This window comes from Megasphaera sp. UBA4382, assembly GCF_002391155.1.
GTDB lineage: Bacteria > Bacillota > Negativicutes > Veillonellales > Megasphaeraceae > Megasphaera > Megasphaera hexanoica.
Genome location: NZ_DGRS01000040.1, coordinates 1 through 16,852, shown reverse-complemented (window position 1 = coordinate 16,852; position 16,852 = coordinate 1). Strand labels below are relative to the sequence as shown.

Below are 16,852 nucleotides of genomic sequence, written 5' to 3'. Positions count from 1 at the left end.
CTCTGCCTGGATCCGCCCTGACACGAATTCACGGGATATTCAGAGATAATCAATTTCCCTTTCTCCATAGGGGAAAGTACTTGTCAGCCATGTCTATTCTCCTTCTCCAGCTGCAGCAGATATTTTTTTGTTTCCAGCCCTGCCGCATAACCGGTCAGACTGCCATCAGCTCCGATGATACGGTGACACGGAATGAGAATCAGAATGGGATTACGGTGATTGGCCATTCCTACGGCCCGGCTTGCTTGAGGATTCCCTGTCATTTGGGCAATTTCGCCATAGGTCCGGGTCTGGCCATACGGAATCTGGCATAAGGCATTCCATACGCGCTGCTGGAAGGGAGTACCTGACGGCGCCAGCGGCACATCAAAAGAACGCTGGCGGCCAGCAAAATATTCCTGTAATTCTTCACGGCATTGCCGGATGAACCGATTCTCTACCGTCTTATCTTCCATTCCTGCCGGCCTTTCTTCTGCAGAAATCCGTTCTACAGCCGTAACAGCCGTATCCGAAGCGGTGATTTTCAGAATGCCTATGGGGGATGTCATATAACCATATATCTTATTTCCCTTGTTTTCCTGTATCATAGATGTATTCATAATTCCACCTCATTTCACATAAAATAGAATACACTTTATTTTATCGAAAAACGAAGCTGCTATCTTCTCAAAAATTGATTTCTAATTTACAATGACAATGTAAAAAACAGGTTGGCAAGGCCTGGCTATTTTATATAATAGAACCAGGAGGTGGATAAAACCATGAACGCAGAAGAAAAGTGGCAGGTGGTCTGCCGCTGTGATGTAAACTACGATGGAATATTCTGGTACGGTGTGAAAAGTACAGGTATTTTCTGTAACCCGTCCTGTAAATCCCGCCGCCCCAAAAAAGATAATATCGTTTATTTTGATTCTCCCCGGGAAGCCATAGATGCGGGCTACCGGGTCTGCAAACGGTGCCGTCCCGACTTGCAGTCCTATGACCCAAACCGGCTTCTGATCCGCCACATAAAAGAAATATTAGATCACAACGCCTGCAACCCGCAGAAACTGCAGGAAGTACTGAGACAGATTCCTATGACGTCCCATCATTTCAATCAGCTGTTCAAGGACCATTATGGTCAGACTCCCCATGCATACATCTTGAACAAGCGTCTGGAAAAAGCAGCCTCTATGCTGAAAACCAGCAGTCAATCGGTGTTGGATATCGCCATGGCTGCTGGTTTTGGTAGTATATCTTCGTTTTATGCGTCATTCCGACGGGTTTACGGCGTGTCACCGGCCCGGTACAGGGAATTAAATCTATAACGTATCGGGTGGCGCTGTTGGCACAGTTTTTTTATTTATGAAGACGATGATAAGAAGCATCAAAGTATTTCCCGGCCCGGATGTCATCGGTCATTCCCGGATAGGGAGCTTCTGAAATAACATCTTCATTATCCTGACCGGCTTTACCGATATAAGTAATTTTGGCAAATTCCGGGACCAGATACTTAGGATACGTTTCATACTTTTCCCGTGATTCTTCCATCAGGGGAATATGTTCATTCTGGAAGCAGACCGTGATATCCGGATGTTCCTGAACCCATTTCGGGAAAAAGATAGTGCCATGCATACGATATTCATCAGGCATGAAGTCAAGGGCTACGTCAGTACCTGTCGGTTCCGTCCAGGTTACTTTAAAGACTCCATCCGTCAGTTTTACAATGTTTGCTTCCTGATTTTTGACCCAGCGCCCAGCAACCATGCCTCCATGGATACGGTAATCGACCGTATGGTCATTTTTGGCATACCATTCGTATTCCCAGCCATTATCGTATGTATAGATAAAGTGTGTTCCCAAGAAGTCTTCTAATTCTTTGAATTTCATAATCGCCCCTCCAAATCATGTAAATAATGACATATTTTTGACACACCTTATTGTACATTTCCTCTCTATATATGTCAATTATTACATGTTTTAAATTTCATGATTTTTATCAGAAAATATGCTATACTGATACAAAACACATAGGGAAGGAATACAAAACACATAGGGAAGGAAGAGTTTCATGGCCCAAAAAAATATCTTAAAATACATCATCCTCGGCCTGCTGAATCACAAAGAACTGGCCGGTTACGACCTGAAAAAACTTTTTGAAGGCGAAGTAGGCGACTTTTGGTCTTCCAACCACAGCCAGATTTACCCGGAACTGCGGCGTATGGAAGAAAAGGGACTCATTACCAGCCACAGCAAAACGGTCGGCACGAAACTGGAAAAAAAATACTACCGCATCACCCCGGCCGGGCAGGAAATCCTTTCCGCCTGGATGCATGAACCCCTGAGCAGCCTTGTCCCCAGCCGCGATGAATTCACGATGAAACTCTACCTCATCGATGATCCCCGGGACCCGCTTCTCGCCCAGCTTTTCCGGGAAGAAATTGCCCGTCATCAGAAAAAGTACGACTATCTGCGTTCCCGCTGGGAAGCCCTGTTCCGCACACAGGAAGACCGGCTAAAGCATTTCGGCCATTCCCTCATCCTGGAACAGGCTATCGAACGGGAAAGGCAGCGGCTGCAATGGCTTGTTGATACAAAAAGAAATATGATACAATAAAGTTAATATATTTAATATCTTATATTGTTTATAGACTCTTCTTGATCAATTATGTTGAAAGGTGGTTTGTTAGTGAAATTTCCAAAAAATAACTTACAACCAAGCATTGTCTTTCCCAGTATTTTGTTCATTGGAATTGTCGTCATAAGCTGTATCTTTTTCCCCATTCGGACAGATACAGTTTTAAGCAGCATAAAAGAATATATATTCAGTTCCTGCAGTTGGGTGTACATCCTTTGTGTCGCCTTTTTCTTTCTTTTCCTGGTCATCTTGTGCCTTGGAAAACTCGGTGATATCCGCTTGGGAAACGAAGATGAAGAACCGGAATTTTCTTTTTTTCCTGGTTATGCATGTTGTTTTCGGCCGGCATGGGCATTGGTTTGATGTTCTTCGGCGTAGCCGAACCGATTGTCCACTTATCAGCTCCTTTGCACGGGTCAGCCTCTCCCCTGGTACAAACGAAAGAAGCCATGCTGAACACTCTTTTTCACTGGGGTATCCATGCCTGGGCTATTTATGGTATCATCGGTCTTGCCCTGGCCTATTTTGGATTCCGATATCGGCTTCCCGTAACCCTGCGTTCCGGTTTTTATCCCCTTCTTAAAAATAAATTGAATGGTTTCTGGGGCAATTTGATTGATATCGTCGCCCTCTGTGCAACTATCTTTGGCCTGACAACGACGCTGGGCTTCGGAGCCATGCAGCTCAACGCTGGTCTGAGTGCTGTCGGCATTTTCTCAACACCATCTTTTTCCCACATTATTCTCTTGATTGTCATCGCCGTCGGTCTTGCCATCTTGTCAGCCATTTCTGGCGTAAGTAAGGGCATCCGCTACATGAGCCAGGGAAATCTGATTCTGGCCATCTCCCTTCTGTTATTCATTCTCGTCGCCGGCCCGACTGTATATATTTTATCTTCCTTTACGGAAAACGTGGGATACTATCTGACCCACATCATCGAATTATCTTTCCGTACATTTGCCTACGAAAGCACAAAAGAGGAATGGTTTACTAACTGGACCATCACCTATTGGGCATGGTGGATTTCCTGGGCACCATTCGTCGGTCTCTTTATCGCTAAGATTTCCAAAGGACGCACGATACGCGAATTTGTTGTCTGTGTTCTTTTAGTACCGACCCTTTTCAATATCTTCTGGATGACTGTATTTGGCAACGGGGCTATCTGGGTTGATGCACAAACCGGCGGCATACTGACCAATGCAGCCGCTGAAACAGAAAAACTCTTGTTCCTGTTTCTGGACCAATTCCCCTTCGCTCTGGTCACATCCCTGATTGCGTTACTGGTCATTGCCATTTTTTTCATCACTTCAGCCAATTCAGAAATCTTTGTCATCAACAGTATCGCCTCACAAGGAAAAAATACCTTTCCCAAATGGCAGACGGTCTTATGGGGCTCCTTGCTGGCACTACTATCCATCGGTCTGCTCTATTCCGGTGGCCTCCAGGCCTTACAGACGATGACCGTCATCATTGCCCTTCCTTTTGCCATCATCATGATCCTGATGGTTTTCTGTTTATTACGCGGTTTGCTGATCGATAACGCCTATTTCAGCAGGAAATTGTCTGAAAGCACGGTTTATTGGGACGGCTCTCATTGGCAGGACCGTCTGAAAAAAATCATATCCGTAGGAACGCTGGATGATTTTCAACGTTTTCTGAACCAAACCGTAGATCCAGCTTTCAAAGAACTGCGCCAGGAATTCTTACGCAACGGCATTTCCGTCCAGATTCAGGTGTGTAATGATAGTCATCAGGCATATCGTGAGCTAGTTGTCGAAAGTGGGAGCCTCCGCAATTTTATATACGGTATCCGCTATCGGGCCAATGATGTGTCAGATACAGTCGTTGGCTCCCTGTCCTTCCCGACCATAACGGAAGAAGAAAATTACGAGCCTATTTGTTATTTTGCTGACGGACGCCGTGGATACAGCATTAAATATATGCAGAAAGATGAATTGATCACAGACGTTCTCCGTCAATATGAACGCTATGTCAAAATGTTGGCAACAGGCAAACACGACCTGTATTTGTCTGATAAAGTACATCTAGAACAAGGAGAAAAACGATGAACCGATGGAATAATCTAATCGATTTAAAAGGCGACTCGGCCTCGATAGAAATCATCAATCAGCGCATTCTGGCTGACGCAACCATAGAAGGCACAAACTTGGTTGTCTTAGTCATGGCCATCATGATTGCCTGTATCGGGCTGAACATGAATAGCGTTGCCGTCATCATCGGGGCCATGCTCATTTCCCCCCTGATGGGCGGTATCGTAGCAACAGGCTATGGCATGGCAACATACGACGTCCCCTTTATCCGCAAGTCCCTGATTAAATTATCTTTCCAGGTAGGCCTTGCCGTATTAACAGCCTCAATTTATTTTCTCATTTCACCTTTGACCACTCCTACAGATGAAATGCTGGCACGGACCACTCCCACTATTTGGGATGTTCTCGTAGCCTTATGCGGTGGAATTGCTGGTGCCGTCGGAAATACACGGAAAGAAAAAAGCAATGTCATCCCAGGCGTCGCCATTGCTACGGCACTGATGCCGCCTCTCTGCACGGCTGGATATGGTTTTGCTTCAGGAAACTATACATTTTTTCTAGGAGCCTTGTATCTATTTTTCATCAATGCCTTTTTCATTGCCTTGTCTTCGTTCTTGGTATTTAAGATTCTGAAAGTCCCGCCTCACGGCAATGTCGCTGAAGCTCATTTTCGCAAACAGCGTCTCATTTTAGTTATCCTCGGCCTATTAATTACGATTCCAAGCATCTATATGGCTCATCTAACGGTAAAAGATGCGCTCCAGGAAGTCCAGGTCAAATCTTTTATAGAAACAAACATGAATTTTGAAAAAACTAGTGTCGTTTCTTACACACTAAAAGATAAGACCTTGACAATTGATCTTGTCGGGGCTGTCCTGACGGAAGAACAAATAGACCAGCTTAAATCGAACATAAATAACTATCCACGTCTTCAAGGCATATCTCTTTCTATTATCCAGGGAAACAGGAATCTGAACACTGAGGAAGTGCAGCGATTGATCAATTCACGCATAGAAAAACAAGGCAAAGCCGAAAAAGAAGCTTCGTACAAGATGCTGACCAGTAAATATTACCCAGCTTACGAACGTGCTGCAGCAGACCAGCAGGTCATCCAGATTCTAAACAGCCAGGCTCCTTTATTATTCCCGGAAATCCAGTCTGTCCGGGGTGGCACGCTAACAGCCTTGCATCGAGATAACGATACGAAAGACGGTACATTTGGCTACGACCGTTTCATGGCCGAAGTTACCGTCAGAACTCCCCTTAGTGCCGATGACGCGCTGCGTCTGCATGATTGGATCAAAGGTCAGGTAAACATGCCTGTCATTCTGAATGTCCAGACCAGCAATGCTCCCAGCGAATACTATGGCAACGGGATTCAATGGTAAAATCAAAACTGCTTTAAGCAGCTGAAAAGTATACTGACCCCCAATTGTTAGACCAAAACTCTAACGATTAGGGGGTCGTTTTGTTATTTATTTAATTTACTCTGGCTTGATAGCAGATGAATCTATCTTTAACTTTTCTGTAATCGCTTGAAAAAAATCAGTACTCCAAAGAGCCTGCTCTGAGATATTCGCAAAAAAAGCAGGGTTAAATATCAAGTCTCGAACGTACTTCCTGATCCAGCGCCTGCAGCAGGCCGATGTAGTCTTCTTTGATGTGGCGGTAGATGTCCTGTGCCGTTTCTTCATTACGTTGGATTATCGCCTCAATCGTGCGTCAGCCTCCTACGTTTGACACTTCGGGCAGTAGTGGGTACCGCGACCGTTCAGTTTCGTGTATTCGATAGTCGTGCCGCAGACTGTACACGGCGTGCCTTCCCGGCCGTAGACGCGGAGGTTGTCCTGGTTCTGTCCTTCTTTGCCATTGCCACTGATAAAGTTGCGGATTGTCGTGCCACCGTGTTCCAGGCCTTCCCGGAGGACGGCGACGATGGCTTCATGAAGACGGACCGCTTCTTTTTTCGTGACTTTATCGCTATGACGCATGGGCCGGATGCCCGCCCGGAACAGGGCTTCATCTACGTAAATATTACCAAGTCCGGCTATCTTCGATTGATCCATGAGGACCGTTTTGACAGGCCGGCTGGTCTGTTTCAACAGGCCGTACAGGTATGCTTCTGTAAATTCGGTACTAATTGCGTCCGGCCCCAGGCTGTCATAGCCTTTGATACCCGTCGGTCCCTGGGAGGGAACGAGCCAGAGACAGCCGAGCGTACGGATATCCCGGTATAACAGCCATCCCTGGCTGAGAGTAAACGTGATATGGACAGCCCGGCCGGCATACTTACCGGGATGGTCTTCATAGAGCAGGCTACCCGTCATGCGCATATGGGCCAGAAACGACCAGGGGCCGCTACAGTGGATAAACAGATACTTTCCCTTACGACTCACGCCTTCAATGGTCTGTCCTGTTAAAGCAGTGGCAAAGCGGTCCGCCGTCGTGTTCCGGATAAGACGTGGCAAATCCGTCTCTACCTGAGTAATCACCTGCCCTCTAATATGGTCATCGATGAAACCTCGTATCGTTTCTACTTCCGGCAATTCAGGCATATAGGTTCACCTACTTTGCTTCTTCCCAGTTAGAACCACTGTGGATATCGACTACGAGGGGAACAGACAGTTCGACGATGTGTTCCATCGTGTCTTTCAGCAGTCGTTCTACTTCTGCTTTTTCCGCCTCCGGCACTTCCAGAACTAGTTCGTCGTGAACCTGTACGAGGATCCGGCTTCTGAGGCCGCGCTGTTCCAATTCATCCTGTACGGCATTCATAGCCAGCTTGATAATGTCGGCGGCACTTCCCTGGATAGGCGTATTCATGGCCGTTCGTTCGGCAAAGGAACGGCGGGTGAAATTCTTGCTGTTGATTTCCGGCAATGCCCGGATGCGTCCGAACATGGTATGAGTCATACCGCTTTCCCGGGCTTCGGAAACCAGTTTTTCCATATATCCATGGACACAGTTGTAGCGGGCAAAATAGGATTCAATATATTCTTTGGCCTGCTTGCGGGAGATGGAAATATTGCGGGCCAGGCCAAAGTCGCTGATTCCATAGATGATACCGAAGTTGACAGCTTTGGCATGGGACCGCTGTTCCGATGTCACGTCGTCGAGAGGAATGCCAAACACTTCCGATGCCGTCCGCCGGTGGATATCCTGTCCCTTTTTAAAACCGTCTATCATCGTCGGATCCTGTGACAAATGAGCCAGCAGGCGCAGTTCAATCTGCGAATAATCGCCAGAGACGATGTAGTCATATCCTTCTCCCGGTATGAACAGGGACCGTATTTTCCGCCCCTGTTCCGTGCGGATGGGAATATTCTGGAGATTGGGATCGGAACTGCTAAGGCGCCCCGTAGCCGTGACCATCTGGTTAAAGGACGTATAAATCCGGCCTGTTTCCCGGGAAATAAGAGGTTCCAATCCTTCGAGATACGTAGAAATCAGCTTCTTTAACGCCCGGAATTGTAAAATCTTATCAATCATGGGATGCTTGTCCCGGAGTTCTTCCAGTACGGAAGAATCGGTTGAATATCCCGTCTTCGTCTTTTTAATGACCGGAAGCTGCAGCTTTTCGAACAGAATCTGCCCCAGTTGCTTGGGGGAATTGATATTAAACACTTCGCCCGCATCGTCATAAATAGACTGTTCCAGTTCATCAGCTTTCAGTGACAGTTCCCGTTCCATTTCCTGCAGGCGCGTTTCATCGACAGCAAAGCCATTCATTTCCATGACAGCCAGCGTATGGATGAGCGGTTCTTCGATGGATTGATATAACTCATCCAGCTTAAATTCTTCCAGAGACTGTTTTTCTTTTGGCCAGAGAGCATACACAAATGCAGCTCCTTCATCACAGTGCACCGTATCCGGTGCTTCCGGATTTTCAGCCAGCGGCACGGCAAACTTTTCCGATAAATAGGTCAGGCCATACGCAGTCCGCGTCGGATCAAGCAAATATGCCGCCAGAGTGACATCGGCCAGGGGAAGTTTTTTCCCCGTGGCAGCCCATACGGTTTTCGAAAGCCTCTTGCCATCCGATGTAATGACCAGGCCTGCTTTTGAAAGAGCAGCCAGCCATTTAGCAGCGTCTTCACCGGGAATCTGCAGGATGCCATCAGCTGTTGCCAGAGACAGGTAGGTCACATGAGGCACGGGAAGTGCCGCATCATACAGGGCTTCCACGGCTACAGTCATGCCGGAAAGCTTTTCCGGCTGCCATTGGGAAGGATCGAGATATGACAGCGTCACCGCGTCCGCCTTAGGAGCAATATGGGAAAACCGGTCAAACGAAGCAAACCGTTCCAGAAGATTCTTGAATCCGAGCTGACGGAACAGACTAGCCACATCTTCTTCCCTCGGCTGTGGTACAAAATCATCCAGGGAATAGGTCAATGGCACATCACAGCGGATGGTAGCCAACTGTTTGGAAAGAAACGCCGAGTCCTTATTCATGCTCAGCTTTTCTTTCAGCTTTTTGCCGCTTACATCGTCGATATGATCATAGACGCCTTCTACACTGTGAAACTGGGAAATCAGCTTTAATGCCGTTTTTTCTCCTACGCCGGGCACGCCGGGGATATTATCTGCCGTATCTCCCATAAGTGCCTTCATATCGATGACCTGAGCCGGCGTATAGCCATATTCTTCTTCCATGACCTGCGGCGTCACGGCCAGCATATTGGTGATTCCCTTTTTCGTCAGATGAACGGTCACACTGTCATCGACGAGCTGCAATGCGTCACGGTCTCCTGTGACGACGGCAATATCGAGATTCTCTTTTTCCAGTCCCCGTGCCAGTGTGCCGATGATGTCGTCCCCTTCATATCCTTCCTGCTCCAGAATACATATTCCAAGGCACTGGAGCACTTCGCGGATCAGGGCAAACTGTGGGCGCAGTTCATCGGGAGCCGGTTTCCGCGTCCCTTTATATTCGCTGTACAATTCATTACGGAAAGTATGTTTATCCTTATCGAATGCTACGGCTACATATTTCGGGTCCAGTTGTTCATACAGCTTCAAAAGCATGTTCAAAAAGCCATAGACGGCATTTGTATAGTTCCCCTGACTGTCTGTCAGTACGGGAATCGCATAAAATGCACGGTATAGCAGGCTGTTTCCATCGATGATGGCAATTTTATCTTTCATACTAACCTCTATCCTCTGCGTAAGCGTCCCCTAACGGTGGCGCAGCAGCGTTTTTACAATTTGATACACTAAGATGATGACCGCACCTCCCAGCAGATACGGCAATGCCAGTATCAAGAAGCCCAGTGCGCTGATGATAATAGCCAGGACACAGAAAATGATAAAGCCGATGGCCAGCTTGATGCGCAGGGGCAGGCCGTGAGTCATATAAATATGGACATTGGACTGACTTTCTTCCTGTTCCTTTTTTTCTTCATAGACAGTGCCGTCTTCGTTAATGGTCTGTCCTTTGAAATTATCACGTTCGTCATCAGACAAGACAGAAGCTCCGCGGTTTTCTAACTCTGCCTGGTGGCAGCGTTCGCAAAGTCCGTCCGGATAGACTGCTTCATTATCACAATAGCGGCATTTCATGGTATTCCTCCTCATCAGCGCCGTTCTTTCATGCGCCGTTCTATATCGCGTTTTGCTTCTTTTTCGGCCAGGGCCTGACGCTTATCATACAGTTTTTTACCACTGACCAGGGCCACTGTTACCTTTACCTTTCCCTTTTTGAAATACAGATTCAGCGGAATCAGAGTATATCCCTTTTCTTTTGTCTTGCCAAACAATTTCAGTATTTCATACTTATGCATGAGAAGACGCCGTGTCCGCAGGGGATCATGATTAAACCGGTTCCCCTGTTCATACGGACTGATATGCATTCCCAGCAGGAGTAATTCCCCATGCTCAATGCGGCAGAAACTATCCTTCAGGTTTGCCTTTCCCTGACGCAGGGACTTAACTTCCGTCCCTGTCAGGGCAATACCGGCTTCGTACGTTTCATGTATAAAATAATCATGACGGGCCTTGCGGTTTTCCGCAATATATTTTACCCCGCTCGTTCCTTTTGCCAACGCGTGGTTCCTCTACTTTCTGCCCGTCTTGCGGCCTTTGCGGGCTTTCTTCTTCTTTGTCTTGCGGCCGCTCTTCTTTACTCTGCTGTTTTTCTTGTTTTTCTTTCCCTTTTTATCTTTCTTGCCCGGTTTATGACCGGCATCATTCATCCAGTCCCGTTTCGTCGTTTCCTTACTGCGATGATGTCTCTTTTCCATACTGGCCGCCATGCGCTGCTGCAAATCTTCCAGTGAATCGACCCGGCCCGGTACAAAATCGATTTCACACCGGTCGGTATTCACTTTTGCCAGAGTAACTTCTATGGAATCGCCCAGACGGTACACATGACCTCCGAGACGGCCGCGCATCGTATAGGACGCTTCATCGAATTCATAATCGTCATCAGTCAGCAGCGATATATGAATCAATCCTTCAATACCATTTTCCAGACCGACAAACAACCCGAATGACGTAATACCCGTTATGTGGGCATCGAAGGCTTCACCGACAAAAGGCACCATGTATTCTGCCTTTTTGAGGTCATCCGTCTCCCGTTCCGCTTCCACAGCGACCCGTTCCCGCGTACTGGCCTGGTCAGCGGCCTGTGTATGGAAAGACAAGGATAGACTGGCTTCTTTTTCTGTCAGCTTCCCTTCGCTCTGGAACTGGCGGATGAGGCGGTGCACCATCAGGTCCGGGTACCGCCGGATAGGTGACGTGAAATGAGTGTAACATTTCGAGGCCAGGCCGAAATGACCGGCATTGACCGTCGAATAACGCGCCTGCTGCATGGAGCGCAGGGCAATCGTCTGCACGACCGCTTCAGCATCGGTACCCTTCGATTTTTCGATGAGCTGCTGGAAATCGGCCGGTTTCACCTCATCGGCATCGGGTACAGGCAGGTCAAAACTGGAAAGGACGGTCCGCATCATTTCCAGCCGTTCCGGTTCCGGTATTTCATGGATACGGTACACACTGGGATTGCCACTGTCACGAAGATAGGACGCAACGGTTTCATTGGCAATCAGCATACTTTCTTCGACAATCTGTTCGGCAATGGAACGGTCCCGGCGTTCCAACCGCAGTGGTTTGCCATCGGGATCGAGTATGACTTTGTATTCCGGGAAATCAAAATCAATAGCCCCGCGGCGCAGGCGCATGGCTTTTAAAATATCTGATAATTCCCGAAGCTCCCGGAGCATCGGCATAAAAGGCCGCAGATCATCGGGAACGATGCCTTCGAGGAGTGCTTTTTTTACTTCGTGATAATTGCAGCGCCGTTTAACCTGGATGACAGCCGGACCGATGTCGGCATGGACGACCTGTCCCTGGGAATCGATTTCCATGACGCAGGTCATGGAATAGCGGTCCTGGCCGGCATTGAGACTGCAGATGCCATTGGAAAGTACGGTCGGCAGCATGGGAATGACCCGGTCCACGAGATAGACACTAGTACCGCGGTTGTACGCTTCCTGGTCTATCGCCGACTGGGGCCGGACATACCAGCTGACATCAGCAATATAGACGCCCAGACGGTAATTCCCGTTGGGAAGGCGGACGACATCGATGGCATCGTCGAGGTCCTTGGCATCTTCGCTATCTATGGTAATCAGATTCCGGTCCCGGTAATCCCGTCTGTCCGCTGTCGGTACGACCGTCTGATTGATGGCTTCGGCTTCTTTCTTGACGGCTTCCGGAAAATCAAAAGGCAGTCCGTGCCGGGCCATAATGACCTTGATATCCAGGTCTTTATCTCCGTCATATCCCAGGACTTCCGCAATTTCACCTTCCGCTTTCCGGTTTTCTTCGGGCCAGCGGGTAATCCTGACCAGCACTCTGGCGCTGCTTCTCGCATTCAGAGTCTTATCCAGAGGGACATAAATGTCTTCCCGCAGCCGTTCATCGTCGGGGATGACAAACCCACAGTTCTGCTGCCGGTCATAGGTCCCGACGACGGTCGTATTGGCCCGTTCGATAATGCGGATGATTTCCCCTTCCTGCCTGTGTCCGCGGCTGCTCTGCAACAGCCGGACCTGCACTTTATCATTATTCATGGCCGTATGACGGTTCGATTCGGTGATGTAAACATCTTCTTTCAGGTCATTAGTGATGACGAACCCGAAATTTTTCGTATATCCTTTATAAATACCTGTAATTTCCGCACTTTTTTGTGCTGCCAGGTACCGCTCGCCAGCGATTCTCATAAGCACACCACTCCTTGCCAGTTCATCAAAAACCGTAAACAGCTGTGCCAGTTGTCCGCCTTTCAAATCCAGTTGCTCGGCACAATCTTCAACAGTGGCACCTTCTTCAGTCTTACTACATATATTTATTATATCATGAGCGAGTTGTTTATCCATTATCTTCTCCAGTAAAAAGGGAATGATGATACAAAATTTCCGTATTGCGTCATCGTGAAGGATCATCGTGTGTAGAAAAAAGAGGCTGCCCGGTAAGACAGCCTCTGTTACGTTTGAAGTTTAAAGCAAAGGAAAACCTGCGTGAGACACATCCATCATCACGCCGCTTCTCCTGTATCCGGCTCAATATGTGTTCAGCAGTCTTCCCAGAACAAGGGTAAAAATCGTAAAGGCAACTGACAAGATAATCGTAAGCTTGGACAATAACGCATCCATACCACGGGCTCTGCTGCCAAATAAGTCTTCAGCACCACCGCCAAAGCCGGCACCCATCCCCTGTGTCTTACTTTTCTGAGCGACAACGACACCGATAATCAGCAATGCCAAAATGACTACTATAATTTCTAATGCGGTAATCACAATAATCCTCCTCACATAACACACTTAACGGTACTATTGTACACTCATTTCTCTTTTCTATCAATAGGTTCTTTCCCATTATTTTCCTTATCCCGCATTTCCAGATACCGTTCCAGTTTCCGTTTGACCCGTTGCAACGCATTATCAATGGATTTGACATGGCGGTGAAGCTCCTGGGACATTTCATTATACGACTTGCCTTCCAGATAGGCAATCAGCACCTGCCATTCCAGATCACTCAGGACTTCGTTCATTTTCAGTTCAATATCTGCAAAATTTTCCCGGCTGATAATGAGTTCTTCCGGATCTGAAACGGGAGCTGCCGAAACGACATCCATCAGTGTCCGTTCCGACTCATCTGTGTAAATCGGTTTATTCAGGGATACATACGAATTGAGGGGAATATGTTTCTGCCGCGTCGCCGTCTTGATAGCTGTTATAATCTGCCTTGTCACGCAGAGGTCGGCAAAGGCCCGGAACGACGCCTGTTTATCGCCGCGGAAATCGCGGGTTGCCTTATACAGGCCAATCATGCCTTCCTGAATAATATCTTCTTTATCTGCTCCGATGAGGAAATACGAGCGTGCCTTGGCTTTTACAAAATTTCTGTACTTGTGGACAATATAATCGGTCGCTCCGGCATCATGCTCTTCCTGTGCCATGCGGACAATTTCTTCATCAGTCAGATCTTTGAATCTGTCCATTTTTTTCATCATCGCTTGTTTCATTGACCGCATGTACCTGCTTTCTTATTTTGATCTGCGGATTTTCTCCAGTTTTTCGAGGACATCACCGTTCTTTACATGATATACGACTTCGTTGCGGCTGCTGCCCTCTGTGAGAACATTCGTATGCTCATATTGCTTCATTTCCTGCCGGCTGCGCTGTACATCTTCTGCCAGTTCCCGCGCAGTCACGCGGTAAGCGCCAGTGCCAAGGATCTGGTTCTGTTCCGGACCATCGGACGTCGCAACGTAAATACTGCGTCGTTCATTCCGGTGTTCATAGACCAGTTTTTCAATACGGCTGTCCGCCGTTTCTTCCTTGTCCGTAAAAATGATCTCGCAATCGCGGCCCAGTTTCATGCTCTTTTCTGTCTCTTCCGTATACATGGCATCAAAGACAAGTACCAGCATATATCCCTTGGATTTGCCATAACTGGCCAGTATGTCGATCAGTTTTTCCCTGGCATGTTCCAGCGATTCCCGGGCCAGGGGCTGTAAAGATGGCCAGGCAAAAATAATGTTATATCCATCTACTACCAATAAATCTTTCACGGCTGTGTCACCGCCTGCCGCTGCCGCACGGCTTCGTATATGAGCAAAGCCGCCGCCACAGACGCGTTAAGAGAGTTGACATGACCGAACATGGGAATCTGTACCAGCACATCACACGTTTCTTTGACCAGCCGCGACATACCTCTGCCTTCACTGCCGATGACCAGTACAATGGGCTCCGTCAATGAGCTGTGGAAATAATCCACCGTGCCATCCATATCGGCACCGATAATCCAGAAGCCCCGCTTTTTCAGCTTCTTCAGGAGCTGCGTGCTGTTTCCAACTGGTACGATAGGCATGTATTCGATAGCACCGGCACTCGTTTTTCCCACCGTTTCATTCAGGGGAGCACTGCGCCGCTTCGGTACCAGGACGGCATGGACACCAGCACATTCGGCAGTCCGGATGATAGCCCCCAGATTATGGACATCTTCGATGCCATCGAGTAGCACCAGAAAGGGAACTTCTTCTTTCGCTTCAACATCGGCCAGTACATCGGTCAGATCAGCAAAGTCAATGGCCGCTGCTATAGCTACGACGCCCTGATGGCGTTCATCCGGAGCCAGGCGGTGCAATACTTTCGGAGGAACGTTTTCGATGAGAATCCCCCGTTCACCAGCCAGCTCCCGGATGCGTTCCAGAGCCGGTGCCTGATTGCCTGCCGCCAGATAGATTTTTGAAATAGACCGGCCTGCCCGCAGCGCCTCTGTCACGCTGTTGCGGCCGATAATCATACTTTCCTTACTCATAGTATCTCCTCATCAGGGATGTGCCATACGGCAATACTCCTGTGTATGTGTATAGATCTGTTCCATGACGGCCTGCAGCCGTTCCTTCTGGTCAGACAGGACCAGGAACCCGACGAGTGCTTCCAAAGCCGTGCTGTCATGATATTCCGCAACGGAAGCACTTTTCGGTGTCTGGGAATAGGCATTACGTGCCCGCTGACAGACGGCCTGCTCCTCTTCATTCAGGTTTTCTTTTATCTGACGGTATATGATGGCCTGCACTTTGGCTGACACGAACTCGGCTGCCAGTGTATGCAGTACCTGCACGTTGGGTATCCCCGTCCCGACGAGATGACGACGCATATATAACGCATAGTAGGCATCACCAACAAAAGCCAGGGAAATGGGGTCCAGCTGCGCCGGTTCTGCTTCGGGGACATCCAGACGGACTCCCGAAGCAAAAGCGGCGTAAGATTTCTTTTTTAATGCCTGCAGTTGTCTGAATTTCACTTTTTCCAGCGCGCTCCCTGAGGAGAATCTTCTACGGTAATACCCAGAGCCGCCAGCTTATCGCGGATAGCATCGGCCAGAGCATACTGTTTCTGGGCCCGGCATTCCTGACGGACTTCCAGGATGAGGTCCATGAGGTCGTTGTAGTCCTTATTGCTGGCTTCGCCTTTATTGCCATTCCAGCGGTCTTCCAAAATACCGAGGATGTCGGTCATAGTCTTAAAAATCCGTTTGACTTCAGAAACGACGGACGAATCGACAGGAACGTTCTTATTGAGGACCGCATCTTTATAAATATTGACTTTGCGGGCCAGTTCAAACATGGCTGCGCTGGCAAGAGCGGTGTTGAAATCGTCACACATAGCTTCTTCAAAGTCTTCTTCAATCTTTTTCGCATCGGCCAGAAGCTGGGCTGATGTATCCGATTTAGCACCGGCGGGCATAGCCAGCAATTCCAGAACATTGTCAATCGATGTGCCCAGGCGTTCCAGGCTGCGGGTCATTTCTTCCAGCCGTTCGTCACTGAAATCGAGCGGGCTGCGGTAATGGTTGGAGATGAGGAAATACCGCAGGGCATCGGGGCTGTAATGTTCCAGTACGTCTTTGACGAGGAAGAAATTATTCAGAGATTTGCTCATCTTTTCAGAATTTATGGTAATGAACCCGTTGTGCAGCCAGTACTTGACCATCGGTTTTTTGCCTGTATAGGCTTCAGACTGGGCGATTTCATTTTCATGATGGGGGAAGATCAAATCGCTTCCGCCGCCGTGGAAATCAAAGGTATCGCCAAGATATTTGTTGCTCATGGCCGAGCATTCGATATGCCAGCCCGGACGGCCTGGTCCCCACGGGCTGTCCCACGAAG

The 16,852-nt window shown here is 48.3% G+C and carries 16 protein-coding genes and 1 pseudogene; 4 read left to right on the top strand and 13 right to left on the bottom strand.

Annotated features, from left to right (window positions below; translation table 11 throughout):
* Positions 1 to 83: 83 nt before the first annotated feature.
* Positions 84 to 599, bottom strand: a complete 516-nt coding sequence (locus B4H10_RS04515) for a methylated-DNA--[protein]-cysteine S-methyltransferase (RefSeq protein WP_292018276.1) — start codon at positions 597 to 599, stop codon at positions 84 to 86.
* Positions 600 to 761: 162 nt separating this feature from the next.
* Between B4H10_RS04515 and B4H10_RS04510 the strand changes: the two genes are divergently transcribed.
* A complete protein-coding gene (locus tag B4H10_RS04510; RefSeq protein WP_292018275.1) occupies positions 762 to 1,307 on the top strand; it encodes a bifunctional transcriptional activator/DNA repair enzyme AdaA in 546 nt (181 codons plus the stop codon).
* A gap of 31 nt (positions 1,308 to 1,338) precedes the next feature.
* Here the strand turns inward: B4H10_RS04510 and B4H10_RS04505 are convergent, their stop codons facing one another.
* A complete protein-coding gene (locus B4H10_RS04505) occupies positions 1,339 to 1,869 on the bottom strand; it encodes a phenolic acid decarboxylase (RefSeq protein ID WP_292017310.1) in 531 nt (176 codons plus the stop codon).
* Between the two features lie 181 nt (positions 1,870 to 2,050).
* Here B4H10_RS04505 and B4H10_RS04500 point away from each other — a divergent pair, with 181 nt between their 5' ends.
* The 3 genes and pseudogenes from B4H10_RS04500 to B4H10_RS04485 all read left to right on the top strand — a co-directional run bounded on the left by B4H10_RS04500 (position 2,051) and on the right by B4H10_RS04485 (position 6,056).
* Positions 2,051 to 2,596, top strand: coding sequence for a PadR family transcriptional regulator (locus tag B4H10_RS04500; protein WP_292018274.1), 546 nt, complete (start codon positions 2,051 to 2,053; stop codon positions 2,594 to 2,596).
* A 51-nt stretch (positions 2,597 to 2,647) separates the two neighbouring features.
* Positions 2,648 to 4,686: pseudogene (locus tag B4H10_RS04490) on the top strand (BCCT family transporter).
* Complete coding sequence (locus tag B4H10_RS04485) at positions 4,683 to 6,056, top strand: DUF389 domain-containing protein (RefSeq protein WP_059075361.1); 1,374 nt, start codon at positions 4,683 to 4,685, stop codon at positions 6,054 to 6,056. Before B4H10_RS04490 ends, B4H10_RS04485 begins: the two are co-directional and overlap by 4 nt.
* Before the next feature lie 342 nt (positions 6,057 to 6,398).
* Here B4H10_RS04485 and mutM read toward each other — a convergent pair whose 3' ends face one another.
* From mutM to B4H10_RS04430, 11 genes are all read right to left on the bottom strand, one after another.
* Complete coding sequence (gene mutM / locus B4H10_RS04480; protein WP_292018272.1) at positions 6,399 to 7,223, bottom strand: bifunctional DNA-formamidopyrimidine glycosylase/DNA-(apurinic or apyrimidinic site) lyase; 825 nt, start codon at positions 7,221 to 7,223, stop codon at positions 6,399 to 6,401.
* Between the two features lie 10 nt (positions 7,224 to 7,233).
* Positions 7,234 to 9,816, bottom strand: a complete 2,583-nt coding sequence (gene polA, locus B4H10_RS04475) for a DNA polymerase I (protein ID WP_292018271.1) — start codon at positions 9,814 to 9,816, stop codon at positions 7,234 to 7,236.
* Positions 9,817 to 9,846: 30 nt separating this feature from the next.
* Positions 9,847 to 10,230 carry a hypothetical protein gene (locus tag B4H10_RS04470; RefSeq protein WP_070807705.1) on the bottom strand — a complete coding sequence of 128 codons (384 nt, stop codon included), beginning with the start codon at positions 10,228 to 10,230 and terminating at the stop codon, positions 9,847 to 9,849.
* Positions 10,231 to 10,244: 14 nt separating this feature from the next.
* Positions 10,245 to 10,712: an SsrA-binding protein SmpB gene (gene smpB / locus B4H10_RS04465; protein WP_059075364.1), complete on the bottom strand. Its 468-nt coding sequence runs from the start codon at positions 10,710 to 10,712 to the stop codon at positions 10,245 to 10,247.
* 12 nt (positions 10,713 to 10,724) lie between these two features.
* Complete coding sequence (gene rnr / locus B4H10_RS04460) at positions 10,725 to 13,052, bottom strand: ribonuclease R (RefSeq protein ID WP_075581296.1); 2,328 nt, start codon at positions 13,050 to 13,052, stop codon at positions 10,725 to 10,727.
* 183 nt (positions 13,053 to 13,235) lie between these two features.
* Complete coding sequence (gene secG / locus B4H10_RS04455) at positions 13,236 to 13,472, bottom strand: preprotein translocase subunit SecG (RefSeq protein ID WP_059075366.1); 237 nt, start codon at positions 13,470 to 13,472, stop codon at positions 13,236 to 13,238.
* A 44-nt stretch (positions 13,473 to 13,516) separates the two neighbouring features.
* The gene (gene sigH / locus B4H10_RS04450) at positions 13,517 to 14,209 is read right to left on the bottom strand and encodes an RNA polymerase sporulation sigma factor SigH (protein WP_059075367.1); all 693 of its coding nucleotides are present in this window, start codon (positions 14,207 to 14,209) and stop codon (positions 13,517 to 13,519) included.
* A 12-nt stretch (positions 14,210 to 14,221) separates the two neighbouring features.
* Positions 14,222 to 14,749, bottom strand: coding sequence for an NYN domain-containing protein (locus B4H10_RS04445; protein WP_113855643.1), 528 nt, complete (start codon positions 14,747 to 14,749; stop codon positions 14,222 to 14,224).
* Entirely contained in the window at positions 14,746 to 15,498 is a 753-nt protein-coding gene (rlmB, locus tag B4H10_RS04440) for a 23S rRNA (guanosine(2251)-2'-O)-methyltransferase RlmB (protein WP_292018270.1), read from the bottom strand. The genes B4H10_RS04445 and rlmB overlap by 4 nt, the downstream gene beginning before the upstream one ends.
* A 12-nt stretch (positions 15,499 to 15,510) precedes the next feature.
* Positions 15,511 to 15,987 carry a Mini-ribonuclease 3 gene (locus B4H10_RS04435; RefSeq protein ID WP_059075370.1) on the bottom strand — a complete coding sequence of 159 codons (477 nt, stop codon included), beginning with the start codon at positions 15,985 to 15,987 and terminating at the stop codon, positions 15,511 to 15,513.
* On the bottom strand, positions 15,984 to 16,852 hold an 869-nt coding region (locus tag B4H10_RS04430; protein ID WP_292018269.1), incomplete at its 5' end, for a DALR domain-containing protein. The genes B4H10_RS04435 and B4H10_RS04430, both read right to left, overlap by 4 nt.

What these genes read in the sequence shown, in the direction of transcription:
- B4H10_RS04515 (WP_292018276.1), bottom strand. Translation starts at nt 599, where the DNA reads ATGAATACATCTATGATACAGGAAAACAAGGGAAATAAGATATATGGT.
- B4H10_RS04510 (WP_292018275.1), top strand. Translation starts at nt 762, where the DNA reads ATGAACGCAGAAGAAAAGTGGCAGGTGGTCTGCCGCTGTGATGTAAAC.
- B4H10_RS04505 (WP_292017310.1), bottom strand. Translation starts at nt 1,869, where the DNA reads ATGAAATTCAAAGAATTAGAAGACTTCTTGGGAACACACTTTATCTAT.
- B4H10_RS04500 (WP_292018274.1), top strand. Translation starts at nt 2,051, where the DNA reads ATGGCCCAAAAAAATATCTTAAAATACATCATCCTCGGCCTGCTGAAT.
- B4H10_RS04485 (WP_059075361.1), top strand. Translation starts at nt 4,683, where the DNA reads ATGAACCGATGGAATAATCTAATCGATTTAAAAGGCGACTCGGCCTCG.
- mutM (WP_292018272.1), bottom strand. Translation starts at nt 7,223, where the DNA reads ATGCCTGAATTGCCGGAAGTAGAAACGATACGAGGTTTCATCGATGAC.
- polA (WP_292018271.1), bottom strand. Translation starts at nt 9,816, where the DNA reads ATGAAAGATAAAATTGCCATCATCGATGGAAACAGCCTGCTATACCGT.
- B4H10_RS04470 (WP_070807705.1), bottom strand. Translation starts at nt 10,230, where the DNA reads ATGAAATGCCGCTATTGTGATAATGAAGCAGTCTATCCGGACGGACTT.
- rnr (WP_075581296.1), bottom strand. Translation starts at nt 13,052, where the DNA reads ATGGATAAACAACTCGCTCATGATATAATAAATATATGTAGTAAGACT.
- sigH (WP_059075367.1), bottom strand. Translation starts at nt 14,209, where the DNA reads ATGCGGTCAATGAAACAAGCGATGATGAAAAAAATGGACAGATTCAAA.
- rlmB (WP_292018270.1), bottom strand. Translation starts at nt 15,498, where the DNA reads ATGAGTAAGGAAAGTATGATTATCGGCCGCAACAGCGTGACAGAGGCG.